The organism is Pseudobutyrivibrio sp. MD2005, assembly GCF_000621865.1.
Taxonomy (GTDB): Bacteria; Bacillota; Clostridia; order Lachnospirales; family Lachnospiraceae; genus Pseudobutyrivibrio.
In genome coordinates this window covers 83,759-110,362 of the sequence record NZ_JHXE01000001.1, presented here as the reverse complement: position 1 = coordinate 110,362, position 26,604 = coordinate 83,759, and the positions used below count along the sequence as shown (strand labels likewise).

Annotated in this window: 24 protein-coding genes; 4 read left to right on the top strand and 20 right to left on the bottom strand. The window is 38.9% G+C overall.

Annotated features, from left to right (window positions below):
- Positions 1 to 4 precede the first annotated feature (4 nt).
- From T498_RS14435 to T498_RS0100515, 7 genes are all read right to left on the bottom strand, one after another.
- Positions 5 to 253 carry an AtpZ/AtpI family protein gene (locus tag T498_RS14435; protein ID WP_036977583.1) on the bottom strand — a complete coding sequence of 83 codons (249 nt, stop codon included), beginning with the start codon at positions 251 to 253 and terminating at the stop codon, positions 5 to 7.
- A gap of 36 nt (positions 254 to 289) precedes the next feature.
- Positions 290 to 775, bottom strand: coding sequence for a deoxycytidylate deaminase (locus T498_RS0100540; protein WP_028234224.1), 486 nt, complete (start codon positions 773 to 775; stop codon positions 290 to 292).
- A 35-nt stretch (positions 776 to 810) separates the two neighbouring features.
- A complete protein-coding gene (locus T498_RS0100535) occupies positions 811 to 1,263 on the bottom strand; it encodes an arsenate reductase/protein-tyrosine-phosphatase family protein (RefSeq protein WP_028234223.1) in 453 nt (150 codons plus the stop codon).
- A gap of 21 nt (positions 1,264 to 1,284) precedes the next feature.
- Complete coding sequence (locus tag T498_RS0100530; protein ID WP_028234222.1) at positions 1,285 to 2,346, bottom strand: L-threonylcarbamoyladenylate synthase; 1,062 nt, start codon at positions 2,344 to 2,346, stop codon at positions 1,285 to 1,287.
- A gap of 103 nt (positions 2,347 to 2,449) precedes the next feature.
- Positions 2,450 to 4,189: a glycosyl hydrolase family 18 protein gene (locus T498_RS0100525; RefSeq protein WP_051524515.1), complete on the bottom strand. Its 1,740-nt coding sequence runs from the start codon at positions 4,187 to 4,189 to the stop codon at positions 2,450 to 2,452.
- Positions 4,190 to 4,391: 202 nt separating this feature from the next.
- Complete coding sequence (locus T498_RS0100520) at positions 4,392 to 5,009, bottom strand: hypothetical protein (protein WP_155950993.1); 618 nt, start codon at positions 5,007 to 5,009, stop codon at positions 4,392 to 4,394.
- A 19-nt stretch (positions 5,010 to 5,028) separates the two neighbouring features.
- Positions 5,029 to 6,318 carry a serine/threonine protein kinase gene (locus tag T498_RS0100515; RefSeq protein WP_028234219.1) on the bottom strand — a complete coding sequence of 430 codons (1,290 nt, stop codon included), beginning with the start codon at positions 6,316 to 6,318 and terminating at the stop codon, positions 5,029 to 5,031.
- 239 nt (positions 6,319 to 6,557) lie between these two features.
- Between T498_RS0100515 and T498_RS0100510 the strand changes: the two genes are divergently transcribed.
- A complete protein-coding gene (locus tag T498_RS0100510) occupies positions 6,558 to 7,307 on the top strand; it encodes an adaptor protein MecA (protein ID WP_028234218.1) in 750 nt (249 codons plus the stop codon).
- 51 nt (positions 7,308 to 7,358) lie between these two features.
- Here the strand turns inward: T498_RS0100510 and T498_RS0100505 are convergent, their stop codons facing one another.
- A complete protein-coding gene (locus T498_RS0100505; protein ID WP_015550586.1) occupies positions 7,359 to 7,565 on the bottom strand; it encodes a DUF1858 domain-containing protein in 207 nt (68 codons plus the stop codon).
- A gap of 325 nt (positions 7,566 to 7,890) precedes the next feature.
- On the opposite strand from T498_RS0100505, the gene T498_RS0100500 reads away from it, so the two are divergent.
- Complete coding sequence (locus T498_RS0100500) at positions 7,891 to 8,061, top strand: DUF362 domain-containing protein (RefSeq protein ID WP_028234217.1); 171 nt, start codon at positions 7,891 to 7,893, stop codon at positions 8,059 to 8,061.
- A 55-nt stretch (positions 8,062 to 8,116) separates the two neighbouring features.
- Here T498_RS0100500 and dnaB read toward each other — a convergent pair whose 3' ends face one another.
- Genes dnaB through T498_RS0100485 form a run of 3 tightly spaced genes read right to left on the bottom strand, consistent with a single transcriptional unit; the run spans position 8,117 to position 11,986 of the window.
- Positions 8,117 to 9,466: a replicative DNA helicase gene (gene dnaB / locus T498_RS0100495; RefSeq protein WP_028234216.1), complete on the bottom strand. Its 1,350-nt coding sequence runs from the start codon at positions 9,464 to 9,466 to the stop codon at positions 8,117 to 8,119.
- 19 nt (positions 9,467 to 9,485) lie between these two features.
- On the bottom strand, positions 9,486 to 9,932 hold the full coding sequence (rplI, locus tag T498_RS0100490; protein WP_028234215.1) for a 50S ribosomal protein L9: 447 nt from the start codon (positions 9,930 to 9,932) through the stop codon (positions 9,486 to 9,488).
- Positions 9,929 to 11,986: a DHH family phosphoesterase gene (locus T498_RS0100485; protein WP_028234214.1), complete on the bottom strand. Its 2,058-nt coding sequence runs from the start codon at positions 11,984 to 11,986 to the stop codon at positions 9,929 to 9,931. Before T498_RS0100485 ends, rplI begins: the two co-directional genes overlap by 4 nt.
- A gap of 292 nt (positions 11,987 to 12,278) precedes the next feature.
- On the opposite strand from T498_RS0100485, the gene T498_RS0100480 reads away from it, so the two are divergent.
- Together T498_RS0100480 and T498_RS0100475 are read left to right on the top strand one after the other, a co-directional pair.
- Complete coding sequence (locus tag T498_RS0100480; protein ID WP_028234213.1) at positions 12,279 to 13,385, top strand: ABC transporter ATP-binding protein; 1,107 nt, start codon at positions 12,279 to 12,281, stop codon at positions 13,383 to 13,385.
- Between the two features lie 106 nt (positions 13,386 to 13,491).
- A complete protein-coding gene (locus T498_RS0100475; protein WP_028234212.1) occupies positions 13,492 to 14,388 on the top strand; it encodes a PucR family transcriptional regulator in 897 nt (298 codons plus the stop codon).
- A 14-nt stretch (positions 14,389 to 14,402) separates the two neighbouring features.
- On the opposite strand, the gene T498_RS0100470 is transcribed toward T498_RS0100475, so the two are convergent.
- From T498_RS0100470 to T498_RS0100425, 9 genes are all read right to left on the bottom strand, one after another.
- Positions 14,403 to 15,734 (bottom strand): ATP-binding protein, encoded by a 1,332-nt coding sequence (locus T498_RS0100470; protein WP_028234211.1) that lies wholly within the window; start codon positions 15,732 to 15,734, stop codon positions 14,403 to 14,405.
- Positions 15,735 to 15,955: 221 nt separating this feature from the next.
- A complete protein-coding gene (locus T498_RS0100460) occupies positions 15,956 to 17,125 on the bottom strand; it encodes a galactokinase (protein WP_028234210.1) in 1,170 nt (389 codons plus the stop codon).
- Positions 17,126 to 17,240: 115 nt separating this feature from the next.
- Positions 17,241 to 17,765 carry a DUF6106 family protein gene (locus tag T498_RS0100455; protein WP_028234209.1) on the bottom strand — a complete coding sequence of 175 codons (525 nt, stop codon included), beginning with the start codon at positions 17,763 to 17,765 and terminating at the stop codon, positions 17,241 to 17,243.
- 70 nt (positions 17,766 to 17,835) lie between these two features.
- Positions 17,836 to 20,853, bottom strand: a complete 3,018-nt coding sequence (locus tag T498_RS0100450; protein WP_028234208.1) for a glycoside hydrolase family 2 TIM barrel-domain containing protein — start codon at positions 20,851 to 20,853, stop codon at positions 17,836 to 17,838.
- 1 nt (position 20,854) lies between these two features.
- Entirely contained in the window at positions 20,855 to 21,667 is an 813-nt protein-coding gene (locus T498_RS0100445) for a carbohydrate ABC transporter permease (RefSeq protein WP_028234207.1), read from the bottom strand.
- 13 nt (positions 21,668 to 21,680) lie between these two features.
- Positions 21,681 to 22,583: a carbohydrate ABC transporter permease gene (locus T498_RS0100440; RefSeq protein ID WP_028234206.1), complete on the bottom strand. Its 903-nt coding sequence runs from the start codon at positions 22,581 to 22,583 to the stop codon at positions 21,681 to 21,683.
- 77 nt (positions 22,584 to 22,660) lie between these two features.
- Positions 22,661 to 24,019 (bottom strand): ABC transporter substrate-binding protein, encoded by a 1,359-nt coding sequence (locus tag T498_RS0100435; RefSeq protein ID WP_242839189.1) that lies wholly within the window; start codon positions 24,017 to 24,019, stop codon positions 22,661 to 22,663.
- Between the two features lie 230 nt (positions 24,020 to 24,249).
- Positions 24,250 to 25,185 (bottom strand): AraC family transcriptional regulator, encoded by a 936-nt coding sequence (locus tag T498_RS0100430; protein WP_028234204.1) that lies wholly within the window; start codon positions 25,183 to 25,185, stop codon positions 24,250 to 24,252.
- A gap of 8 nt (positions 25,186 to 25,193) precedes the next feature.
- Positions 25,194 to 26,579, bottom strand: a complete 1,386-nt coding sequence (locus T498_RS0100425; RefSeq protein WP_028234203.1) for a sensor domain-containing diguanylate cyclase — start codon at positions 26,577 to 26,579, stop codon at positions 25,194 to 25,196.
- Positions 26,580 to 26,604 lie beyond the last annotated feature (25 nt).

Below are 26,604 nucleotides of genomic sequence, written 5' to 3'. Positions count from 1 at the left end.
CCAATTAATCATGCTTTTCCTTTGACTCGAATCGTTTGAGATATCCTTTAAGATAGCGATAAGCCCCATTGCAAGCTGCAACTACACCTATAAGAATGCCTCCTATAGTGAACCCCTTCGAACCAAAATGATTGGCCAGTGCAGCTCCTACCACTGTGCATAAAAGAATCGGCACCATTACATTTATTCCGAGTTGTAGCACCATCACTAAGGAATTTGCTACATCTCCTCTCGCCTTTTTCTTGTCCTTCAATGCTTGCTCCTATCTGGCTTTATCTACCTCAGTAGCTTAAACCTCAAATGTAATCTCTCTACCAGTGTGTTTGTACTGATAAAATTCTACTCCAGCTGCTCTAAGCATGCGCTTAGACGCAATAACTGAAGGTGTATTTTCGTATTTATCACTATCATAGATGATAGTTTTAATGCCCGACTGAATAATAGCCTTGGCACATTCATTACATGGAAAAAGTGACACGTAAAGCTTTGAGCCTTCTAATGAACCTCCTCTGTAGTTCAAGATGGCATTCAATTCGCTGTGTGTTGTATAGAAATATTTATTCTCAAGAGGGTCCCCAACTCTTGCCCATGGGAACTCATCGTCCGAACAACCATTTGGAAAACCATTGTAGCCCATTGAAAGTATTTTATTATCCTGGCTAACAATGCAAGCTCCAACTTGTGTGTTTGGGTCTTTAGATCTCATACCCGATAATACTGCAACGCCCATAAAGTATTCATCCCAGCTAATGTAATCAAGTCTCTTGTCACTCATGGTCTTCTCCTCCAATACCTGTGTGTGAATTTATGTTATGCCTGTAATACCCTCATTAACTTTTCAATTGAAGCTTTTAATACCTCGTAACACAAACCATAGGTCTGCACCGAGTTGCCATATGGATCCATCACCTCAAGCTCGTCCCCCACAAGCTCGTTTAAAAGGCGCGTGTTTTGATCATTGGCTGCCTCATATTCATTTATTATCTTTTGCCTTTGGACTTCCTCCATGGTAATCACCAGTGTGTCTTCGGTAAAATCCGATTCCTCCAGCTGTTTGGAAGAATAGTCCTTAAGCTCGATACCATTACTAATAAGAATTGCTTCCGCCTTTTGGTTCAAAGGCTCCGGAAACTGAACAATCAGACCTCTCGCCTCGCAATCTATTGGACGAGAGTGTTCCGTTGTACGGAAGATGGCTGCCGCCATAGGCGCTCTTGATGTGCCACTTCCTGAAGCAAAAATCACCCTATTTATATTTTCCATCTTATTCTCCTAGTCTAGACATTATACCTCGATTGTCTTTTGCCCCGCTGCTTTAAGCAATCTGTTCATAATCGCCTGCCCCATCTTTGGTGTTGCAAAGCTTTCTGAAAAAATAATGTCGACATCTAATTCATCAAACTGTCGTAGTATATCATAAAGATTATGTGCAATGCTACCCTCGTCTGATCTATTTCCAATGATAAGCACCTCTCCAGCCGTGTATTTACCTGCTGTTTCAGATGTAGAAATAATGCCTACCTTAGAACCTTTTTCAATTGCTTCGGCTGCCATTTTATTGATAGTCGAAATAACTGCATCCTCATCACCGGAGATAATTGTCAAATCTCCTTTTGGTGCGTAATGCTTGTAGCGCATACCCGGCGCTTTAGGCTTTGCACCTGAAGTGGTGCCTTTGTCGTTGTAGACAATGCCTGGGTCCATTCTGACTTCACCAACTACCTCTTTTAGCATATCCATGTTGATGTAGCCTGGACGTAGAATAGTAACAACATCTTCTGTAAGGTCTACGATGGTGGATTCCAATCCGATATCTACTGGGCCTCCATCAAGTATTGCCTCTATCTTGCCTGACAAATCCTCGTACACGTGGCTTGCTTTTGTAGGGCTAGGCCTACCTGATGTATTAGCACTAGGTGCTGCAATCATGCATCCACTTTCGTTAATAAGCGCTAGTGCTACGGGATTGTTTGGCATTCTGACTGCCACTGTATCAAGACCACCGGTGGTCTCGTATGGCACGACTTCGTTTTTGTTAACCACCATTGTCAGTGGTCCTGGCCAAAAGGCATCCGCTAGCTTTTTGGCTGTCTCAGGTAATCCTGAGGATATGGCTTCTAACTGAGAAAATTCAGAAATATGCACTATCAGCGGATTATCTGATGGTCGCCCCTTTGCTGCATAAATCTTTCGTGAAGCTTCTTTATCAGTTGCATCACCGCCAAGTCCATAAACTGTTTCCGTAGGAAAGGCTACCAAACCGCCTTTCTTTAGTATCTCTGAAGCCTCCTTGATACATTCCTCATCAAGTGGCTCGCTGGATACATCCAAAATCCTAGTAATCATACTCAAAATTATATCACTTTTGCTTTATAACACAATGACTTTGAACTGTTACAAAACCCATAAAACCGTGATTTTTTTGTGTCTTACAGGCCCTTTCACCTAATTAAAGGTACTTTGCAATTACATTCCAAGCAGCTGTGTTATCAAACCCTTTCTTCCAAAATGCTGCCCCAGCCAATCCATAATTATCCATAACCTTTAACTTCTCCTCGAGAGACTGTTCATCTTCAACCCATACTTTGTATGTTGTGTTGCCCTTGATTGTCTCACCGTAATTCTGTCCTAATGTCTTATCCCATGAAACTGTGATTTCATTTGTCTTAAGGAATGTCTGAATAGCATCAAGACCGTATGCACTACTTGAAATGCTACCATCTTCAGCTATCTCCCAAGCTCTGCAATAAAATGGCATTCCAAGGATTACCTGCTCTGCTGGAACCTCCTCAAGCGTATCCTTTACACCCTGCTCAACCCAGCCGATTGATGCCACAGAGCCAGCTTCTTCGCTTCCTGCATAGTGCTCATCATATCCCATGATGATGACATAATCAGCATATTTTGCTTGCTCTGTTCTGTTATATCCAACCGATGATGCAGTTGGAACGTAGTTATCTACTGAAAGAATGATGTCATTCTTTTCGCATTTGATTGAAAGCTCCTTGATGAACTGTATATAACCATCAGAAGCTTCGCCTGAAAGCTGTTCAATATCTACGTTAATTCCGTCTAAACCATAAGTGATTGCCTGTGCAATCAGGTTGTTAACAAGTGCATCACGTGATGATGTTGTGTTAAGTACTGCAGTTGTATCTGCGTTTTCATCCTCTAAATTGCTAACAAGACCCCATACCTGAACCCCTGCTGCATGACATGTGTTTACATAATTGCTGCTTGCAATTGAAGCGATTCCACCCTTGCTATCATTAAGATAGAACCATGTTGGTGAAATAACATCGATTCCATTTGAGCTAGAAAGTACATTTGCAATATCAGCATTTGCAGCCTGAGCTGTCACCTGATGCCAAATAAGCGAAATATCTGAACCTGCTGAAATATGGTTGTAGGTACGCTCTGGCAATGTAGCCTCAACTGTCTGGGCTGTCTGGTCCGAAATCTTGTTGTTCTTCATGTAGCCCATTACGCCGTTTTCAGAAACAACAAAGCTCCATTTACCTGTATCTCTTACAACTGTAATGGCCTCACCCTTTGTAACATCCTCTAAAATAGGGCTCTTTGGGCCATTCAATACTCTAATCTGAGTCTTACCCTTTGCTGTGGCAGTCTGCTTTTCAAATCCAGCTGTCTCAATAAATACGCGGTCAGGCTCAGGATAATAATTATACTGAAAATCTGTAAGGAGCTGTAGGTATTCTACCGAAACATAAATAGCGTCATCCTCTGCAATTACCACATTAGAAGACAGTGAATTGTTGGACTTATCTATGAGATAAGTGTTGCTTCCAAGGTTTGCTGTGTAAATCTCGGTATCAGTTGCATATCTAAGGGTAATCTCAGATGGGTCGTAAACATATCCATCATCAATATATTCCTTAACAAAACCAAGCTCCAAATATACCTGGCCATTGTTTATAGTGGCATAGCCATGGCCTTCATCAGCAAGAGGCTCGATGTATTCGCAGTTAAGCACCACCGCCGCCTGATTGTCGTATGTATATGTAAAATAGTCTGTAAGCTCTGCATGCTCTTTTGTAGGCTTGTACTTCTTGATTGCAACAATCGTGATAATTAGTAGCGCAAGAAGTATTAATCCCACCCCGATGTATATATAGCCTCTAGGTATTCTGTATCTCTTTTTTCTTTTTCTATGTCTAGTGTAGCTCATAAGCTTCTCCCTTTTTTATCTATATTCCGTTAAAGTATAACAAAAGCCTACTGTAAATTCCACTTTGTACCCGAAAAAGAGAGCGTTTCCGCTCTCTTAATCAATATAAATTCCTTTATTTTTTGTCTTTTTTAATCAATAGATAATACAAGATGTCCAATTGACAACACTGGCATCTCTTACAATCTTAACTTTTTCGCAGCTACAAAATCATTTTCGCAAGAGGTTCAAAGTCCTCTTCCTTAATAGAAAATGGATTTTCTATGATAGGCAATGATTCGATGTTGCACTTGTAGGCCTTCATAAAGTCTGTTTTTTCGTTTTTTAAATTTCCAATATTATAATATTTTTGACTATCATGCATCCCCGAATGCATGCCTTCCCCTCCTTTCAATTTATTCATTAAATTATAATAGTCCACGCGGCACCAGGGCTTCATTGAACCTATCACTATTTGTCTGTCACATCGGTTGAAAATCTCACTTGTTTTCCCAGAATAATTTTGTATGTCCACGATGATATATGCGTCTCGCTCATTTAATAGCTTCATTGCATCCTCTACGCTACATGCAAGCACATAGGTAACACCCATATATTTAAATGCAAGCATGTCATGTATGTAGATTTGCTTTTCACCTACTAATTCAAGCAAACTGCTTTCCTCTGCGAGTTCAATGTAAATAACCTTTTTCTTCAAAGCAGAGTGCAAAAAATTAGCTAAACACAAACTCATATGTGTCACACCGAGCTTTCTGGAAGCTCCAATAAAAGAAATGTTCTTTGTTGTGTTTTTCAAATTTTTAAATTGTTTTGTTGACATTCTCTTCCAATGTTTAAAACTAAAAATCCTTTTCATTTTGCAATATAGTTGAAAAAATCCTTTCTTCCTCTTTTTGTAATCTTTTGATGCTTTTCAATATTGGATACATATAAACTTTCTTGTGTAAGGACTTTGAAAGCTTTATGCATTCCAATTTAGATGTGAAATTGCTGATTAGATAAACAGATTCGCTGGCTATCCAATCTGGAATTATCTTTTCCTTAAATGGTGCACTGCTTGTAACAAAGATTACTATGTCGCTTTCTAGCGCCATATCTAAATTAGTTCCACAATCATTTATTTGTATCCCCTTAGGAGGCATGTATTTTTCAATGGCTTCTCCATAATCTATGATGCCCTTGAAGTATTCGTGGTATAAAACACCTTCCTTTATTTTTGCATCTTTGAGGTTACTAATCAGATTTTGTACGGTATCTCCTTCAACATCCTTGTAATATGCGTCCATTTTCCTTTTATTCAGATATCTACACATATTAATTGCAATCAAGGTAGTTCCAGCTGAATGGCTGCTTCCAACCACAGCTATCTTTTTATCGAGATTACCTTTTTCCGAGATATTATTAAGTTTGACATTTTGTAAGTCACACAATTGTTTTTTCAGATTTGTAATAGAATCTATTCTTTTATTTACATCTGTATTTATAGCCTGACTCACTAGCTTCTTAAGTCTAAAATCATCTTTTGCATAACTGTTATTCTGCATAAACTCTATAATCTTACCAACGCTATAAATATCACAGCGCTCGTCCAAAAAGCTTCCATTCAATTGCTCTGGTGCAGCCCAATTTTTTGTGCCTAGGGGCCTCGCCTTTGCTGCTTCAGATTTCCTAATAGATATGCCAAAGTCAATCAGTCTTACCACATCACCTTGCAAAATAATATGCTCAGGTTTCATATCTCTATAAATCACTGGTCCGTCTTTTGCATTATGCAGTGCTTCTACGACTTCGCACAGACTTATGGCTAGCTTTAAAAGCTCTGTTTTCGTTAGTTTAGTGTCTAGCAGATACTCCCGTAGAGTTTGTCCCTCTACAAATTCCTCAACTAGGTAGTACATCTCATTTGTATCTTCTACACTATAAATGGTGGGTATTTGGGATGATTGAATCCCTTGTAAAAGATGTGCTTCGGATAGGATGCTGAACGCATCAGGATGGGCTCTGTGAATTGCCTTAAGAATCCTTAATGCTCCTATCGTTTTGTAATTGACAAGTAATACTGCTGTAGCTGCTGTCTCTCGCAGTACCGAAACGATGTCGTACCTGTCTTCAATACCATCAGGTATCATATTACATCAGCTCCTTCCTTTCGGAAAGGCATCTCGCAGATAAGTTTATAACACAGATAAAATTATATTGCAACCCCTATTTTGAAATTCATTAAAAATCTATAACGCACAAATTTAGAAAAATTTAATACTTTTATCACGATTTATATGGTATCTTTCCTTTACTTTCCGATATAATATATATATAATAGTCGAACAAGAAATGTTCTAGCATCTTTTTCGATTCGGGAGGTGATTTTATGAAGATTGAAAAAATCAACGAGAACCAGATCAGATGCACTCTATCAAGAGAAGATTTAATCAGCCGTCACATCAAGCTTTCTGAACTAGCTTACGGCTCTGCCAAGGCTAGAGAGTTATTTAGAGAACTTATGGAGCAGGCTTCATACCAATACGGATTCGAAGCAGAAGATATTCCGCTTATGATAGAAGCTATACCACTTTCATCAGAGTCAATTGTCCTTTTAGTTACAAAGGTTGAAAGTCCAGATGAACTAGACACTAGATTTTCTAGATTTTCTGAGGAGGACGATGAATACGATGATGACGACATGGATATGAACGAAGCACCTGTAAAGCCATTCAACGAATCGGCTGCAGATGACATTCTAAACATATTCAACAGTTTACTTGAAAAAGCTCAGAAGGCTATCGAAGCATCTCCTGAGGATGCAGCGAAAAAGGGATTACCTGTAGACATCACAAAGATGTTTGTATTTGATAATCTCGATGATGTGCTTAGATTATCAGGAATTCTTGCCACATTCTACAATGGAAAGAATTCTCTCTATAAGAGTCCATTTGATGACAAATACTATTTAGTAGTCAGCAAATCAAACGATTCTGCTGAAACATACAACAAGGTTTGCAATATTCTTTCAGAATACAGCAATCAGCAGAACTACGTAGTTGGCACTGATCAATACATGTCAGAGCACTACGAAATAATGGCTGAGGGTGATGCAATCCAAAAGTTGGCCACAATTTAATTTAAAGCAAATAAAAAGAACCAGAAAAATCTGGTTCTTTTTATTTGCATATTAAGCCTTTGAATCTAAGAATGTGTTGATTTCTTCTACAAGATCGTCAGCATCGATACCGTGTACCATAGCCGCCTCCTCGATAGTTTCCATCTGAGATGATGGACATCCGAGACAGTGCATGCCGATATTAAGTAAAATAGGAGCTACATCAGCATCAATCTGAAGAAGCTCGCCAATCATAGTTGCCTTTGATACTCTTGCCATTGCAAATTCCTTCCTTTCATTAAACTGCTTCTGATAATAACACGGTTTTTGGTTTTGCGCAACCATTTTGCTTTTCACAATAATATTCACTTTATATAATAAAAATTGATAATTATTATTAAGCGATTTGTGTACACAATTCTAATTCATGTTAGCCTAAATCAACAGGAGTTAGTTTGTGTGAACCGCGGTAAGCCTTGATTTTACATGGTTTTCAAAAAATACAATATTTGTTCTTGCTTTAGACACAATTTAGGTGTATTATACATTCATCAGTTATGATATTGATAAATATTATTAATAAGATTTTAAGGAGGAATTTATTATGGCATACGTAATTTCTGATTCATGCGTTTCTTGTGGAACATGCGAGCCTGAGTGTCCAGTAGGAGCTATCTCACAGGGCGATTCACAGTTCAACATCGACGCTGACGCTTGTGTTGAGTGTGGTACATGTGCAGGTGTTTGCCCAACAGGAGCAATCGCTCAGGGCTAATAGCTTTTTTAAGAAAACCGGTTAAAAAGAGCATCGCTTTCGCGATGCTCTTTTTTTATTCTTCTCTATTTGAATATTGACTATGATCTCTATTGGCAAATCTGGTGTATTCTGGTAACCATGTAAGCTCAATAGTTCCGATAGGACCGTTACGTTGCTTAGCAACGATAATCTCTGATACGCCCTTAAGTTCAGTATCGTGATTGTAATAATCGTCACGGTAGATAAACATTACAACGTCGGCATCCTGCTCGATGGCTCCCGACTCACGCAAATCGGACATCATAGGTCTGTGGTCTGGACGCTGCTCAACGGCTCGGGAAAGCTGTGACAGTGCAATAACAGGAACATTTAGCTCACGGGCCAAAGCCTTAAGAGAACGTGAAATTTCTGAAATTTCCTGCTGTCTACTTTCTGATTTTCCAGAACCGGTCATCAACTGTAAGTAGTCAATGATGATAATATTAAGTCCAAATTCCATCTTGAACTTTCTACATTTACTTCTCATCTGGCTGATTGAAATACCCGGCGTATCATCAATGATAAGCTTTGATTCTCCGATTCTGCCGGCACCTTCAATAAGACTTTCCCAGTCAGCTTCCTGAAGGTTACCTGTACGAAGCTTCTGGGCATCTACTCTGGCTTCAAGAGCAAATAGACGGTTTACTAATTGCTCCTTTGACATTTCCAGTGAGAATATAGCTGCACATAAATGTTCATGAATGGTAATATGCTGTGCAAGGTTAAGTACAAAGGCTGTTTTACCCATTGATGGACGGGCTGCAATCAGAATAAGATCTGATGGCTGTAAACCTGCTGTCTGCCTATCCAAATCAATAAAGCCCGTTGGGATACCTGTAACTGCTCCCTTCTGCTTGGATGCCTGGTCGATTTTGGCGATGGCATTCATAACAACCTGCTTGATTGGCACGTAATCAGTCTCACCTCTATTTTGAACCAGTGAAAATATATCCTTTTCTGTCTGATTCAAAATGGTATCGACTTCTTCAGTGCCTTCAAAGCACATGTTTTCAATATTTTGGTTTACTTTGATTATGTTTCTAAGTAATGCCTTATCTTTTACGATATTGGCATAACTTTTAGCGTTGACTGTGGTTGGTACCCCAAGTACCAATTCCTGAATAAACTCAAGTGATGCAAATTCCGGTGGAACGCCTTTTTCTTTAAGTTTATTCTGCAATGTAACCTCATCCACGGGATCGCCGGCATTGTAAAGCTCTACTATAGCTTCAAAAAGCATGCCATATTGCTGATGATAGAAATCTTCTTTTAGAAGAATTTCAGAACATTCAACTATGACATCTCTATCTACTATCATGGAACCTATAACAGACTGCTCAGCTTCCAACGAGTTAGGCATTTGTCTTTTAATAACGTCTTCCATTAATAACTCTTCCCCTAAATTACTGTTCTGAAACATGAACCCTTAAAGTAGCTGTTACCTTTGGGTGAAGCTTTACCTTAACTTCGTATGTGCCAAGGGCTCTGATTGGATCTTCAAGTACAATTTTCTTTTTATCGATTTCCTTGCCATACTGCTTCTTTGCTGCTTCTGCAATTTCTTTAGTAGAAACGGAACCAAATGTACGTCCGCCTTCACCAGTCTTTATCTTAGTTTCAACTTTCCACTCTTCTAATTCTTTAGCGAATGCCTGAGCTGCTTCTAAGTTTTCCTGAGCAACCTTTTCGTCATGTTTATTCTGAAGCTTGAGGTCGTTGAGGGCAGCATTTGTTGCCTCCTTACCAAGCTTCTTTTTGAAAAGCATGTTTCTAGCATATCCCTCGCTAACTTCTACAATCTCGCCCTTCTTTCCAAGGGATTTAACATCTGCAAGTAAAATTACTTTCATAGCTTTATTTCTCCTTCTTCTAGCATTATATCTATTATGTTTTCAAGGTCCTCGCGAACCTCATCTAATGTTCTGTTTTGAACCTGTGCGCCTGCAATATTTACATGACCACCACCGCCAAGGCGTGTCATGATGCTCTGTACATCGATTTCATCGATAGAACGAGAGCTAATGTAAATTCTATCGTTGTATTTTGTAAGGACAAATGAAGCCTTGATTCCAACGATATTAAGAAGCTCGTTTGCTGCCTGTGCACCTACTACTGTAGGGCTTTCGATTGTGCCATCTGACTCGCATTCAGAAATCGCAAATGCATCGCGATATACTCTGGCATTTCTAACGATTTCAGCACGTGCTTTATATGTCTCCATGTTTTCACGAAGCATCTTACGAACTCTTGTAACCTCTGCTCCGTTTCTACGCAAGAAGGCTGCCGCCTCAAATGTACGGACACCTGTCTTTGTCATAAAGTTGTTTGTATCAATTAATATTCCGGCATAAATACAATCCGCTTCTGTAGGATTGATATTAATCTTATCAGCGAAGTACTGAAGCACCTCTGCTATCATTTCGCTGGCAGATGATGCATAAGGCTCGATGTAGGAAAGAATTGGATTCTCAATAATCTCCTCCACCTGTCTGTGGTGATCGATAACGACAATATTTTTATTCTTGTAAAGAAGACCTGGACACTCAACGTAGCTTGGCCTATTTGTATCAACAACCATGATAAGTGTATTGTCGTTGCAAAGGTTAAGTGCCTGCTCACTTGTGATAAACATATCGTCAGGATACTCTGACTTTTCTGTAAAGGATTCAACCACTGGTCGCATAGAGCTTGTGATTGTATCGATTACGATATTAACTGGCTTGCCAATCTCTCGGCCTGCACAGTAAACACCAACAGATGCGCCGAGACAATCGGCATCTGAAAGGTTGTGTCCCATTACGATAATTCGGTCCCTTGTCTCCATGATTTCGCGGAGGGCCTGGGCCTTAACTCTGGCTTTAACTCGTGTGGTACGCTCCACTTCCTTACCGTGTGTTCCGTAGTAGGAAACGTGCTGCCCATTCTTAACAACTGTCTGGCAACCGCCACGGGCGAGGGCAAGGTCGATAGCCATGTGTGAATATTCAGCCTTCTGTGTATAGCTTTCACTTCCTAGACCGATACCAAGACTGACTGTGATATCCTTATCATTTCCCATCTTTATAGTAGTAATGTCTTCCACTATAGAGAATTTGTCATCCTCAAACTGAGAAAGGAACTTCTTCTGGAACATAATAAGGTATTTATCTTTTTCAAGACGTCTAACGATTGCATCAGCTTCACCAAAGTATTTATTAATCTTTCTATCAAGTAATGCAAGAAGCATTGAGCGCTTTGCGTTTTCTACCTGGTCGAAAACTTCATCGTAGTTATCAATATAAAGAAGGGCCATAACCATCGCCTGGTCGTTGATTTTGGCTTTGGTTGCCTGAATGTCTGTCTCATCGAAAAGAATGATTGCAACTAAACCATCTGATGTGTCGTCCATTTCTGCAACAAGAGGGCTGCCGGTAAGTGGCTCAGTCACATCTAATCTCTGTAAGCATGCTAAATATTTTCTTTCATTATATTCAACATGGATGTCAAAGTTATCTTCTTTTGCGTGTTCTATGCCTTCACGTGTAATTTCAGAAAAGATACTGGTGATAGACTTATTGAGAATCTTGCTCTTATCAACAATAGTGCTGAATTCTTCGTTCATCCACATGATTCTTCCAGTGGAATCCAAAAGAACATATGGCAATCTGAAGTTCTTGATGAGCTCCTTTTGAACTGTTCCATAATGAATAGCATATTCAATTATAGTGTTTTTGAAGGATTTGAGATTCACTCTGTAATAAGCGAAACATAAGATTCCATACAAGGCAACGAAGCCCGTCATAATCCCCGCAACTCTTTTATCGACGAAGCTTACTGCGATACATCCTATTAAAAAAATAATAAGCATGTACAGTGGAAACCTGAGATATCTCCTCAAGCGATTTCTATACTTTACTGCTTCCATAATCTAAATCTCCCAATTATAAATAATAGTAAGAACACTATCCCATTTGGACATCATTATAACACATGACAAGTACTTTATTAATGTTTTCTAGCAAACTCTGTTTTGTTGTAGAATAACTGCTCAAAAACTATTTCTGTTTTTTGTGCACCTTTAACATAGGGTTGTCAAAATACCGAAAGGTTTTTGTATTTTTTGGTTATTCTAACATTGTTCACAATTAGGTCATTTTCTATAATCGTAGATAGTTAAGGGAGATTCCCAAATAGATAATAAAGAGAGGATTTTTACAATGGCAGACATTCAATTAAAAAACATTAACAAAAAGTATCCTAATGGCTTCCACGCTGTTAAGGATTTCAATCTTGATATCAAAGATCAGGAATTCATCATCTTCGTAGGACCTTCTGGTTGTGGTAAATCTACAACACTTCGTATGATCGCTGGTCTTGAAGAGATTTCATCTGGTGAGCTTCTCATCGATGGAAAGCTTATGAACGACGTAGAGCCAAAGGACAGAGATATCGCAATGGTATTCCAGAACTACGCTCTTTATCCACACATGACAGTTTACGATAACATGGCATTCGGTCTTAAGTTACGTAAGGTACCAAAGGACGAAATCGATAAGAAGGTTCGCGAGGCAGCTAGAATCCTTGATCTTGAGAAGCTTCTTGACAGAAAGCCAAAGGCTCTTTCAGGTGGTCAGAGACAGCGTGTTGCTATGGGTCGTGCAATCGTTCGTAATCCTAAGGTATTCCTTATGGATGAGCCTCTTTCAAACCTTGATGCAAAGCTTCGTGTTCAGATGAGAACAGAGATTTCTAAGCTTCATGATTCACTTGGAGCAACAATGATCTACGTTACACACGATCAGACAGAGGCTATGACACTTGGTACTCGTATCGTAGTTATGAAGGACGGTGTTGTTCAGCAGATCGATACACCAGCTAACCTTTACCAGAAGCCATGCAACCTCTTCGTTGCTGGATTCATTGGTTCACCACAGATGAACTTCCTTGATGGTACACTTAATGCTGATTGCACAGCTATCCAGGTTAATGGCGCTAGCCTTCAGATTCCACCAGCTAAGACAAAGGCTCTTATGGAAGCTGGATATGCTTCAAAGCAGGTTATCCTTGGTATCCGTCCAGAAGATATTCATGATTCACAGATCTTCGTTGATACACAGGCTTCATCAGTTATCGAAGCTACAATCTCTGTATACGAGCTTCTCGGTGCTGAAGTTTACTTATACTTCGATTATGCTGGAACTCAGGTTACAGCTAGAGTTGATCCTCGTACAACAGCAAGAGGCGGCGACACAGTTAAGTTCGCTCTTGATATGGAGAAGGCTCACTTCTTTGATAAGGACACAGAGGTTACAATTGCAAACTAATACTTATCTAAATTACTTAAACTGGATGCACTTCGCATCCAGTTTTTTTATGCCTAAAAGCAATGCCTGTGCTATAATGGGAATATCTTTTTGTGAGGTATGATTTATGAACTACGATGAGAAAAAAGAAAAATTACTAGAACAGTTATCAAAAGCTACTGGTATCAACTTTCAAATATCAGATTCCGAGCTATCCGATGAAGAAACTATAAATAAACTTAAAGAAATGGTTGTGAGATTCAATGTGCTTGATTCAAAAAGCTCATTTTACAGGGCCTTTCTAATAAAAGAGCTTTCTTATTCTGATGCTGCAGGCTACATTCACCGTTTTCACATCAACGAAGATATGCCTCGCATGCTTTTCTATCTAGAAAGTCAGGGAGATTATTCAAAAGAGGTTGTCTCTCTTTTAAAAAGCCTTCTTCCAGATTCTCAAGATGCTCTAGTGCAAATTGATTCTAAGCATATAGCACTAATTGTACATTTTGAAACTATTCCTACTGAAGAAGAAATCATCCAAACTGCCAATGAATATTTGGACATGCTAGAATCAGAAGCATTCATTTCATTTAAGGTGGCTTACGATTTACCAGTGCACAGATTCACTGATTTACCTAAGGCCTACAAGGATACGGTTCTTGCTATGCACATAGGAAATATTTTCAAAGGGACTGATCACATTTATTCCTACAGCACCTTAGGCTTAGGCAGATTGCTCTACAATATCCCTGCAGATGAAGTAGAAACATACCTAAATAACCATATTAATATCGACCTTTTAGCTGGACTTGACGCGGAAACATTAAACCTTTTAGAAGCATTTTTCGACAACGATTTGTCACTTGCCGAAACTAGTCGAAAGATGTTTATCCATCGTAATACTCTTATCTATCGATTGGATAAATTCGCCGATTTGACTGGATATGACGTTAGAAAATTCTCAGATGCAATTACGGTAAAGCTATCGCTTATGCTTTACAATTACATAAGAGCCACCAAATAATGGTGGCTCTTTGCTTACATAAACATCAGCATGAAGATTGGCATAGAAATAATTTTTCCTGCCTGCCCTATATTAACTGATGCCATTTTATAGCCTTTATTTAATTGTTTGTTATTCTCTAGTATATTTTTTAAAGAATTTGCCTGCTTTCTTCCGGCTTTAATCTCTATAGGGAGAATTTCATCGCTTCTCATAATGACAAATTCAATTTCACTTGTATTCTTTTCATGTTTGTAAAAAAACAGTTTATCATAGCCTCTTTTGTGCAGCATATCAGCAGCTAACGCTTCATATAAAGCTCCTTTTGCTGTTCCTAATATTAAACCATTTGCTTTCTCTTCTATGTTATTATCTTCAAGTAAAGCTTTCTTTAATCCTTCATCAAACATTCCTACTAAAATTCCAATGTCTGTAGGATAAATCCTAAAATTAGTCTCATCTGCAAATGATTCTAGAGGAAACTCTATTCTTTTTAAATTCTGAACTTCTATTGTCAGCAACTGATTATTTAGCCATGCAATACTTGTACCAAATTTAGTGGCTGTTGCTTTTGACTCTACATATGAGTACTGAAATTTATGATTTTCTTTTGTCAATTGATATGGTATTGATTCATAGCATTTCTGTGCCTTAATTCTCATGTTTGCATCTGCAAACCTGGCTATATCAGTTTTATAATCCCTAATTAATCTTCTTTGTATTTCATCTACAGCATGCAAATCATCTGTCTCTATATAGGTAGATACAACCTCTGGCATTCCACCTACTACCATATATTTACGAAGATATTTGGTCATAGTCTCAATTAATGAGGCCGGCATTTTTTCTATATTTTCAAAGTATTTCCTTACGCCTTCAATTACGTCCTTATCCATTCCTAATGCCCATAGAAATTCTTCAAAATCAAGGGAATGCATAGATAGATATTCTACTTTTCCTACTGGATATGATATATCACTCATATAATTCATACCAAGCGATGAGCCCATACCTATAACATCATATCTTCCATCCTCAGTCCAAAACTTAAGTGATGCGATAGCATTAGGACATTCCTGTATTTCATCCAGTAATATCAATGTATTACCTTCTAAAAATTTTGTTCCTGGCCTTCTTGCGGAAATATTTAACTTTAATGTGTTTACATCTAAATCACCCGCAAACTCGCCTATCATAGATGGCTCTTCAATGAAATTTATATAAATATAAGACTCATAATCCTTTGAAAACATCTGATCTACAGCATAGGTCTTTCCTACCTGACGCTGGCCTGTGACTATCAAACTCTTATGGCCTTTTCTTTTTCTCCACTCTCTCAGATTGTAAAGTATCTTTCTTTCTAACATATCGATACCTCCTCTGATATTATTCTATAGAAAAATATACTCGTTGTAAATATTTTTCTATAGAGAAATCGTTATGCAGTAGATATTTTTCCATAGTAATTCAAAAGAAATAGAAGCCGAAGCTTCTATTTCTTATTATTGTGCTTTATTAATTTCACGATACCAAATGTTACCAACACAAAAGGTGTGATGTATCCTAATGTATATGCCATAGATACCTCCTATGCAATTCTTTTTGCGCCGTCGCCTATGTCTACAACATAGAACTCAGCGTCTAAATTATACTTTTCTTTGTATGCCTTGCCAACAACTTCTTTGAAGTTTTCTACAGCGTCGTTTTCTACTATGGCTACTGTGCAGCCTCCGAAACCGCCACCTGTGATGCGGGCACCGATAACGCCTGGTACTGACCACTCTTTCTCTACAAGGAAATCTACCTCTTCACAAGATACTTCATAATCATCACGAAGTGATACGTGGCTAGCGTTCATGAGCTTACCGAAAGTTTCTATGTCATTTGCATTAAGAGCTTCCACAGCTTTGATAGTGCGTTGATTCTCTGCTACAGCATGCTTTGCTCTTCGATAACATACCTCATCCTTGATGGCCGAACCGTATTTTTCGAATTCCTCATCGGTAAGCTCTCCAAGTGTGCTGATACCACATACTGTCTGAAGATCTGCAAGTGCCTGAGCACTTTCTTTTCTTCTATCGTTGTATGCGCTGTCTACAAGTGAGTGCTTTACCTTTGAATTTGTGATTACAATCTTGGCATTTGGCAATTTTACGCTGGCATATTTATAGGATAAATCTGCACAGTCAAGGAAAATGGCGTGGTCTTTTTGTCCCATTGCAACCGCAAATTGGTCCATTATGCCACAGTTACAACCATTGAAATTGTTCTCTGAATACTGTCCAATAAGGGCTAATTCTGTCATTGTCTTTCCTAAATCAAACATATCTGTGAGAACTGTGCCTGTAAGCACCTCAAGTGATGCTGATGATGAAAGGCCAGAACCGTTGGGAATATTGCCCCAAACACACATTTCAAATCCTGATTTAATTTCAGAGCCTTTCTCTTTAAGGGCCCAAACTACGCCAAGTGGATAGTTTGCCCAGTGATATTCGTCCTTATTTGTAAGATCATCAAGTGAACTCTCGATTACTCCTACGCTTTCAATATTTGCTGAGTAAAGTTTGATTACTCTATCATCGCGCTTCCTTGCTACAGCATATGTGCCTATTGTAAGTGCACATGGAAATACGTGTCCACCGTTGTAATCAGTGTGCTCTCCTATTAGATTTACGCGGCCTGGAGCGAAATATGTGCGGATATCGCCGCCCTGGCCAAATTTTTCCTCAAATACATTTTTTAATTCTTGGATGTTCATGTTATTCTCCTTGTAAACCTGTAGTTGTGTGTCATGCCCTCATACCCTCTGCCCTCATCAGTCAGCTTCGCTGACAGCTTCTCCCAAAGGGAGAAGCCTTTTTTTTGGGAAGGCTTTATAGGTATATGTCGCGTTTGTTGTAGCGCTTCATTGCATTAAGCAATTCCTCTGAAGGATTGAATATTACTTTGAAATCGTTGCCTTTTGCCTCGCTGTGAGCCACTAAAATGTAATCTTTCACTTCATCATTATGAGCTGAACAATCATAAGTCTTGAGCTGTACATGATCAAATTTAAGTGATTCGTTTGTTCCAACTGCTGCAACCATCTTTAACTCACTAGATTCAACTGTAACTACTTTTTTTCTCTTTTCGTTATTGATGATTTTGGCAATTTCAAGGCTACCATTTGTGTAGTCATATTCATATTCAATGTTCTTGTTACCTAATATGATATAGGTTAAAATTGCAAAAATCATAAACAAAACGACTGAAATTATTTTAAAAACGCCCCAAGTAAGCAGTGTTCCCAATAAAAAAATAATTGTAGCAATGATACAGGCTATTTTTTGTGTTTTCTCAGATGATGTTTCCTTTGATTTTACTGCCTCTTCGATAAATGTGTCATTTGTTTCAAACATAATATAAAACCCTTTCTTATCCTAAAATAGAAATGCCGGCTGCTTAATAGCCGCCGACATCTATTATAGCCTATATTCCCCTAAAGCTAAAGGAAATCTCCATAGCCTTAGTGTTATCAAGCATGAACTCTGGGTGAGTTTTTGCACCCCAAGTATCATCTCCTGCAACACCCATCTGCTTACCAATTCTTACATGAGTGAAATGAACTGGTGGAAGCTCTGTTGGATGCAATGCCTCATCAATCTCATGGACTGTGTATGGCAAAGCCGATAATCCATTGCAATTTGCCAGGAATAGTACGCCATCACCTCTATCATCTGTTAGGCTTGCATATCTTACATCCTCATGATTGCCACATTCCTGTGGAACAAGATATTTAGCCATGTTATCGGCCACCTTGTTTCGGAAGATACCAAGCTTTGCATGACATTTGTCATTGTAAGTCTCTTCTGGGCCTCTTCCATACCATTCCAGATTATCAAGGCTTGAGTCCAAGCAAAATGCCATAGATAACTCTGGAAGCTCTCCTATTTCATCTGACTTTGGAAGTTTCAGGCTACAATCCACTAATCCATCTGCGTGAACTGTGTATTCTACCTGGCACTCTCCTGCTGGTCTTGTTGGAAGATGATAGGTAAATGTTACTTTTACTTTATCTTCCTCTACCTCAAGTTTTGGAGCTTCGTTTATCTTGTCATCCATCACATTTGTTGCAAGATATTTGCTTGCCAATTTCCATTGACCAGCTCTAAATGGCAGCTGATTTGCTATGTCATTTTCTGTCATTGGACGCCAGAAATTTGGTAAAACAAATCGCTTTAGCAATTCCTTGTTGTGATACTTATATGAGCTTAATCCCTTTGCGCTTGTGAATAGCACCTCAAAATCATCGCCTCTGACTCCAATATTGTGGAAGCCCTGAGTAACTGTAAGCTTTTGCTTTTGACCCCGTTCAAAAGTAAATCGGCCTACTGTTGTCTGCCCAAATGCTACCTCGTGACCTTTTTTGGCCCACATTGTGTCCTCTGAAAGCACAAATGAAAGTGTTACTACGTATTCATCATCTTTTGGTAAATCAAGCTCTATTTCGTATTCTGTAGTCTCTAGAGGTGGACAATCAATTGTCAACTCCTCTTCTGCAATCAAATCTCCCAATCTTTCAACTGTAAGAATTGCAGTGTACTCGTTTGTGTTTGTAAATAAATTGCGGTTTTCAATGATTGCCTTGCCATTTTCAAATGTAATTTTGATGTTTTGGTAATCATGTTTTACCTCTTGCATCTTAGGGCTTGGCTCTCTATTTTTGCTGTAGCAAATGCCGTCTCCTGAGAAACTGCCGTCGTTTGGTCTATCATCGAAATCTCCACCGTAGCCTTCAAATTCTACCCCATGGTTATCTTTTTTGGTGATAGCCTGATCAATGTAATCCCAGATAAATCCGCCTTGGAACAGTGGCTCCTCATAAGCAAGTTCTGTGTACTTGCTCATGGCGCCACAGCTATTTCCCATAGCATGCATGTATTCGCAGTTGATATAAGGCTTTTCCCTATGGTCTTTAAGCCACTCTTTAATAGCTTTTACTGGCGCATACATGGTAGATTCCATATCAGATAAATCCACTCGTCTATCGTTAAATACTCCCTCATAATGAACTAGTCGCGTGTTATCCCATTCGTGGAATTTATCCTGCATCTTTCGTAGATTGCTTCCGCCGTAGCTTTCATTTCCAAGAGACCAGATAAGAATACATGGATGATTCTTATCACGCTCAAACATGCTACGTGCTCTATCTACCACATTTTCCGCATATTCCGGTCTATCACCTGGAACTGCGTAGCTGTTATCTTTCTGCTTTAAAATCTGGATTGGCACCTGCCATGTTCCGTGAGTTTCAAGGTTTGTCTCATCGATTACATACAGGCCAAATATATCGCACAATCTGTAGAAATAAGTCTGGTTTGGATAATGACTTGTTCTGATTGCGTTTATATTATTCTTCTTGATTGTGATTATATCCTTTAAGATATCCTCCTCAGAAAGAACTCGTCCTGTTGATGAAGAAAACTCGTGGCGATTGACACCTTTAAAGACAATGCGCTTACCGTTGATGTGCATCATGCCATCCTTCATCTCAAAGCGTCTGAAGCCAACCTTTTCTTTGATGACTTCGCTTAGTCTTCCTGTTTCTCCAAATACATTTAACTGTAAATCAAAGAGATATGGATGTTCTGCACTCCAAAGCTTTGGTGTGCGAACATGTACCTCCATATGATTCTTACCTTCATTTACTGCAACTTTGTGCAAAATATCTTCTTCATCATCAGAAAGAGTCATCTGCACCAGGCCTGAGCCTACAACATCCATATCAATTACAAGTGTTGCATCTTTATAATCATCATCAACAAGAGTCTGTATTCTCAAATCTCTGATGTGAGTCTGTGGCACTGTGTAAAGATAAACCTCTCTAAAGATTCCTGAGAATCTAAAGAAATCCTGATCTTCACACCAGCTTCCTGTTGTCCACTTGAAAACCTGCACAGCAAGCTTATTCTCCCCCTCCTTAACATAAGGAGTAAGGTCAAATTCGCTAGGTGTAAATGAATCCTCGCTATAGCCAACATATTTGCCGTTTAACCATAAAGCAAAGCCACTTTCAACACCCTGAAAAGAGATGTATACCGGCTTGTCTTTCATAAATGCAGGCAATGTAAAATACTTTACATAGTTTCCAACTGGATTCTCGACTGTTGGAACCTCACCTGGCTGCAAATCCTCGTGCCCATCCCATGGATACTGAGTGTTGACATACATTATCTTGTCGTAGCCCTCAAGCTGAATATGAGCAGGCACCTTAATATCATTCCATGAACGACAATCTCTATCTTCCTCATAGAAGTCTTTGTCACAGCATTCATAATTCTTTGCATATTCAAACTTCCATGTTCCGTTTAAGGAATACTTAAAGTTAGATTTTTCTCCATAAGCATGGGCTTCATTATCGTAAAATTCATGATCTGAATGTGGTTCTAATCTGTTTTGCTGAAAAACCCTCGGGTCTTTAACAATTTCATAATCGAATTGATTCATATTATTTTACCGATCCTGTAATTCCTTCTGCAAACTGCTTCTGAAGTACGAAGAATACTATCATTGTAGGAAGTGAGCAGAATAATACGCCAAGCATTGTCATACCATAATCAACTGTGTAACCGCTTGAAATGTTTGCTATAAACATAGGCATTGTCTGAGCTCTGTTATCACTCATAACTACCTTTGGCCACATATATGCGTTCCATGCGTTCATGAAAGTGATAACTGCGGCTGCTGCATAGATTGATTTCTGAATAGGAACATACATCTTGAAAAAGATTTTCCATTCAGGAAGACCATCGATTCTTGCTGCTTCCATGATGTCAGGTGGGAAATTACGAGAATTCTGTCTGAACATCATAATCATAAATGGTGTTGAAATACCAGGAAGGATGAAAGCCCAAACTGAGTTAAGTAAGTTTGCCTTTGAAATTAATCCATACAAAGGAACCATTGTTGCTACTGCTGGTACCATCATTGCAAGAAGAAGAATTCCAAAAAGCTTATCCTTGCCCTTATCGTGGTAAAGCTCAAAACCATATCCTGCTATTGAACATACAAAAAGTGTAAATATTGTCTGTACTATTGAGTAAAGGAATGAATTTCCCATACTAGTCCACAGTGTTCCCTGAACTGCGGCCTTAAGGTGGTCAAAATTCACCATCAACTGATTGCCAAATGCGATTGAGCCTCTAGCAACATTTAAAGATGAGTTTGTAGCTGCTGCAAACATCCAGTAAAGTGGAAATACTGAGATGAATGAGCAAATGATTAAGAAAATATATGTAGGAATTAGCCTACGCTGAATCATTGATTTATTCTTTTTAGTCACGTGTATCACCTACTTTCAAGCTAATAAATGCCAATATACCAACCAAGATAAATACCAGGAATGACATTGCAGATGTGTAACCAAGTGCGCCTACGCCCTTTCCAAATGCCTGGTTGTAAATGTAGTGTGACATTGTGATTGTTGAATTTGCAGGTCCACCACTTGTCAAGTTCATTGACTCGTCGAAGAGCTGTAATGTACCGTTTATTGACATGATTGCTGTCATTACGATTGTTGGCTTAAGAAGTGGAACTGTAATGCTCCAGAATGTCTCCCAGCCGTTTGCGCCGTCAATCTTCGCTGCTTCATATACTGAATATTCGATATTCTGAAGACCAGCTAAATAGAATACCATGTTGTAGCCTGTCCATCTCCAGATTAAGGCAATGATGATTACGGCCTTTGCTGTTGCTGGTGTACCAAGCCAATTAACATTTTCTGAAATAAGTCCAATCTTCATTAAAACTGAATTGATAAGACCCTGGGTTGCAAACATTGACTTAAAAATCAAAGAATAAGAAACAAGCGAAGTAGCACATGGTAGGAAGATGCAAGTTCTGAAGATTCCTTTGAATTTTAAGTCTTTGTTGTTTAGCAACTGTGCCAATAAAATGGCGAGAATTAACATGATTGGAACTTGTATTATTAAATAAAGGAAAGTATTTTTCATGGATGTCATGAAAATATTATCCTGTAGCATTCGAGTGTAATTGTAGTTTAATGGGTTGGCAAAGGCCATGTTTACACCCTTACCTGTTTTTAATGATGTTATAAAAGCTTGAATAATTGGATAAAAGCTCATTATGAAAATGAGTATTGTTGCTGGTGTAAGAAATAACCAGCCGGCTGCCAATTGCTTATTTGCAAGTGTCATTCCTTTTTTCTTTTTTTCCATTTTGGCAATCCCCTTTTTCTTTGTAAAAAAGGGAAGTGGGCTCGCCACTTCCCCATTATTGTTTCAAGTCGTTAAGTTTAGTCTAATTCCATTTCAAATCTGAGCTGCTGCTCTGCATTTGCAAGTGCTGCTTCAACATCCTCCCCGTTTGTAAGAACATCCTGAAGTGCTGTTGCAAGCTGCTCACGTGCTGAGTAGTGATAATCTGACTGCTCAACTGTTGGTACGTGCTGTGTGTACTCTACGATGTCAGCATAGATTGGCTGATCATTAAAGAATTCAACACCCTGCTGGTAAACATCTGACTCTGCAGCTGCTGCACATGTTCCGATAACACCACCATTTGTAAGTGCCTCATCATATGTGATTGACTGTCCGTCTTCTGCAGAACGTCCACCAAATGTGTAAGCTAAGAAGTCCTTAGCAAGGTCTGTCTTCTTGCAGTTTGCTGTGATGTAAAGTGAAGATCCACCGTTTGAAGCATATCCCTCAGCACCTGTAAGTGTAGGAGCTGTTGTGATTTCCCACTTACCAGCGTTGTCTTTAACCTGCTCGATTGTTGGGATAATCCAGTTACCATTGTAAACACCTGCTACCATGTCGCCCTGGATTGCCTGATCTGTGTAATCAGACCAATCGTTTGCAAGGTAAAGAACATTGTCCTGAGCAAGCTTTACAACTACGTTAAAGATTTCTACAAGCTTTTCGTTCTCTGTGAAATATGGCTCGCCATCCTTGAACTGTGAAGCTCCTTCTGCCTGAAGCATCATGTAGAATAAGTCATTTCCGTCACCATCCATGCAAAGGAGGTATTTACCTGTCTTGTTGTATACATCAACACCAATCTTATCAAACTCATCCCATGTGATTCCTGTCACATCATCCATTGTGTATCCAGCTTCTTCAAGAAGGTCTGTTCTATAAGCAAAGATTGCTGTACCAGCATCAACTGGGAATCCATAGTGCTTACCGTTAACTGTTGAGTATGAAAGCTTTTCAGCTCCAAGTCCATCCCAATCACAATCTGCATCGTCAACATCCTGCCATGCATCTGGATAGTTTGTTACGTACTGCTGAATGTAGTGATCCTGGAAAAGTACGATATCTGGTAATGTGCTGTAGTCACCAGCTTCTGCTGCAAGTGTTACAGCGCTTTCTACATCTGAAGACTGAGACTGTGTAATAATCTCAAGATGGAAATCTGGGTTAACTTCCTGATAATCCTTCTCAGCTGCCTGAAGGGCTGGAATGTTGAAGTTCTCGTCCCAAGCGTAAACTGTAAGTGTGTTCTCGTCATCTGACTGAACTGCTGCTGTAGCAGCTCCATCTGCACCTTCCCCTGATGCATTGTCTGTTGAGCTTGCGCCGCCACATGCTACCATTGAAGCAGCCATTGTGCCTACAAGCATAAGTGATAGTAATTTTCTCTTCATCATCCGTTCTCCTTATTGTTAGAAATATTTGAGCGATATTTGTGCATCATGCACAATTTATAACCCAATACTCGCTCCTCATATAGTCATAATACTAGTATCAACTTTTTTATGTCTCATAGAATCGCTCCAAAAATGTGCAAATATGACTATTTGACTTTGTTAAATAATTGTTTTTCGCTGATATTTTGACAGAAACATGAAAAAAAGATGGTAATTTTGCGTAGGCAAAACTACCATCCTTTTTTAGCACTTATTTGATAATTCTTTTTTGATATTCCTAAATGATTTCCTTCTTTCTTCCACTGGTAAGGGGTCTTACCGGTGAGCTTTTTGAAGTTACGATTAAATGTGGAAGGGGTCTGATATCCTACTCTAAATCCCACTTCCTCCATGGCATAATCCTTGTTTTGTATGATTTCGCAAGCTTTGTCTATACGAATCATATTCAGATAATCTAAAGGCTTCATGCTCATGCTCTCTTCGAAGATTCTTCTGAAGTGACTCTCTGAAAGGCCGCATTCATAAGCTACATCTGACATTTTTATATCTTCTGCATAATGCTCTGCGATATAGTTAACGCTCTTTTCGATATAGCTGTTCAGTCGCTTCTCCTCAAGGGTAAGTGATGAACTCATATCCTCGTTGATTCTAAGCAGCTCCACCACAAATGCCCTTAAGTAGCCCTTTACCGCCTCTTTGTAGTACGGCTTTTTCTCTCTATATTCCTCGATAATGTTTTTGACTATGGAAGTTAAAACCCTATTTTGATTCCACTGAATTACATAGCCTTGTTTGTTTAATCGTTTAGTTACTTCCTCCGGAAGCATACGCTTAAACTGCATCTCATTTCTGATAAAACTGTTAATATCAATATAAAGATACTCCCATTTGCAGATTCCCTGATTGATGCTTTTAGTCTCATGCGGAATATTTTCCGGGATTATTGTTATGATACCACCCTTGTAGCTCAGGTTTGAATCCTCGATAGTGAGCATTCCATTTCCCCAGTAGCAGTATCCTATTTCCATGTAATTATGAAAATGTAAAAGATTAGCCTGCTCCGCTCCGTAGTTTCTTACCCAAGCATCACCTAAAAGGGCCATTACATAATGCCCATCAGGGATTTCATAATATCTGTATTCAATCTGCTTCTTTTGTTTTGCCATTTGTTACCTTATTGTCTTCGATCATTATTTGCTGTATGGAACCTGGCTTTATCGCTGTACATAAGCTTATCAGCATTACTTACCATTTCTTCTACAGCCTCAGCATTTTCATGCCATAATGCACCCATTGCCATAGATACTTTTTTATTCTTTTTTCTAAACTTTTCTACAAGCTCTTCGAAATGCTCTTTATCAATCTGCGGTACAATCGCTACGAATTCATCTCCACCGATTCTATAACAATATTTTTTCTTGAACACAGATGCTATGGTGTTGGCTGCTTCAATTATTAGTTTATCTCCAGCCTCATGGCCTTCGTTATCGTTGACCTCTTTGAGACCATTGATGTCCATAAAGCATATGCCAACATGCACATCCATTCCTTCAAGCATATTTATTGTTGAATTGAATGAAGATCTGTTGCCCAAATCTGTGAGAGCATCATGTGAACTCATGTATGTCATTTCTTTTGCAAGGTTATAGTTTCTGAGCTCTTCTGATACGAATATAGCTACAGATTCCATAACTTCGCGCAGATTGATATCTAGGTTCAGAACGAAATTATCTACCATGAGATAACCGATAATGTCTTTTTTGTCATTAAGTGTGGCAATGCAATATCGATTAATGTTACCTGATAATACATCGTCGTACACTTCCTGATTTCTCTTTTGGATGTAGGAAATATCATCAATGACTACAACATTGTTACCATCTAGCTGCCTGTTCCACATTGTAAAGAAATCATATTTATCAAAATCCTTACGTGAAGGCAAGCCTCTACCACTATGAACATTAATCCATTCATAGATTTCCCCAGCTGAGCCATCTTTACATTCTACTATATAAACTCTATCTGCTTTAAGTTCTGTTCCAAGCTTCTTTAGGGCGGATTTAATGCCCTTCTTGAAATCATTTGCTGAAAGAACTTTGGCACACTCAATAATTATGTTGTTAGAATTAGTGATGATTTCTCTTGTCTCTTCTTTGCGCTTTTCTGCTGTTACATCATGGATTATAAATGCGCAAAAGCCCTTTTTATAGACTGGAACAGCCCAGAATTCAAACCACTTATTATAATTGGTGTTATATGTTCTGTTGATTACAGACTGACGCATCAATGCTGCCTGATAACTAAGTCTAATCCAATCCTCATCCCTATTTGATACAGTCTTATAATAGGTCGAACCTATCAGCTCAGCCGTTGGCTTTCCTACTAAAGATGCATATTTTTCATTTACAAATAAAAACTGCATATCCCTGACAGTGCCGAATGGATCTGTTAATACTTTAAACACGCAGCATGCGTCAGGAAGGTCTTTTATCATATGCAGAATATCATTTGCATTATAATCTGCATACTCATCAGTTCTTACCCCAAAAACGTCAGACATTATGCCTTCCTCCCCAAATACAAAT

What these genes read in the sequence shown, in the direction of transcription:
- T498_RS0100540 (WP_028234224.1), bottom strand. Translation starts at nt 775, where the DNA reads ATGAGTGACAAGAGACTTGATTACATTAGCTGGGATGAATACTTTATG.
- T498_RS0100535 (WP_028234223.1), bottom strand. Translation starts at nt 1,263, where the DNA reads ATGGAAAATATAAATAGGGTGATTTTTGCTTCAGGAAGTGGCACATCA.
- T498_RS0100530 (WP_028234222.1), bottom strand. Translation starts at nt 2,346, where the DNA reads ATGATTACTAGGATTTTGGATGTATCCAGCGAGCCACTTGATGAGGAA.
- T498_RS0100525 (WP_051524515.1), bottom strand. Translation starts at nt 4,189, where the DNA reads ATGAGCTACACTAGACATAGAAAAAGAAAAAAGAGATACAGAATACCT.
- T498_RS0100520 (WP_155950993.1), bottom strand. Translation starts at nt 5,009, where the DNA reads ATGTCAACAAAACAATTTAAAAATTTGAAAAACACAACAAAGAACATT.
- T498_RS0100515 (WP_028234219.1), bottom strand. Translation starts at nt 6,318, where the DNA reads ATGATACCTGATGGTATTGAAGACAGGTACGACATCGTTTCGGTACTG.
- T498_RS0100510 (WP_028234218.1), top strand. Translation starts at nt 6,558, where the DNA reads ATGAAGATTGAAAAAATCAACGAGAACCAGATCAGATGCACTCTATCA.
- T498_RS0100505 (WP_015550586.1), bottom strand. Translation starts at nt 7,565, where the DNA reads ATGGCAAGAGTATCAAAGGCAACTATGATTGGCGAGCTTCTTCAGATT.
- T498_RS0100500 (WP_028234217.1), top strand. Translation starts at nt 7,891, where the DNA reads ATGGCATACGTAATTTCTGATTCATGCGTTTCTTGTGGAACATGCGAG.
- dnaB (WP_028234216.1), bottom strand. Translation starts at nt 9,466, where the DNA reads ATGGAAGACGTTATTAAAAGACAAATGCCTAACTCGTTGGAAGCTGAG.
- rplI (WP_028234215.1), bottom strand. Translation starts at nt 9,932, where the DNA reads ATGAAAGTAATTTTACTTGCAGATGTTAAATCCCTTGGAAAGAAGGGC.
- T498_RS0100485 (WP_028234214.1), bottom strand. Translation starts at nt 11,986, where the DNA reads ATGGAAGCAGTAAAGTATAGAAATCGCTTGAGGAGATATCTCAGGTTT.
- T498_RS0100480 (WP_028234213.1), top strand. Translation starts at nt 12,279, where the DNA reads ATGGCAGACATTCAATTAAAAAACATTAACAAAAAGTATCCTAATGGC.
- T498_RS0100475 (WP_028234212.1), top strand. Translation starts at nt 13,492, where the DNA reads ATGAACTACGATGAGAAAAAAGAAAAATTACTAGAACAGTTATCAAAA.
- T498_RS0100470 (WP_028234211.1), bottom strand. Translation starts at nt 15,734, where the DNA reads ATGTTAGAAAGAAAGATACTTTACAATCTGAGAGAGTGGAGAAAAAGA.
- T498_RS0100460 (WP_028234210.1), bottom strand. Translation starts at nt 17,125, where the DNA reads ATGAACATCCAAGAATTAAAAAATGTATTTGAGGAAAAATTTGGCCAG.
- T498_RS0100455 (WP_028234209.1), bottom strand. Translation starts at nt 17,765, where the DNA reads ATGTTTGAAACAAATGACACATTTATCGAAGAGGCAGTAAAATCAAAG.
- T498_RS0100450 (WP_028234208.1), bottom strand. Translation starts at nt 20,853, where the DNA reads ATGAATCAATTCGATTATGAAATTGTTAAAGACCCGAGGGTTTTTCAG.
- T498_RS0100445 (WP_028234207.1), bottom strand. Translation starts at nt 21,667, where the DNA reads ATGATTCAGCGTAGGCTAATTCCTACATATATTTTCTTAATCATTTGC.
- T498_RS0100440 (WP_028234206.1), bottom strand. Translation starts at nt 22,583, where the DNA reads ATGGAAAAAAAGAAAAAAGGAATGACACTTGCAAATAAGCAATTGGCA.
- T498_RS0100435 (WP_242839189.1), bottom strand. Translation starts at nt 24,019, where the DNA reads ATGATGAAGAGAAAATTACTATCACTTATGCTTGTAGGCACAATGGCT.
- T498_RS0100430 (WP_028234204.1), bottom strand. Translation starts at nt 25,185, where the DNA reads ATGGCAAAACAAAAGAAGCAGATTGAATACAGATATTATGAAATCCCT.
- T498_RS0100425 (WP_028234203.1), bottom strand. Translation starts at nt 26,579, where the DNA reads ATGTCTGACGTTTTTGGGGTAAGAACTGATGAGTATGCAGATTATAAT.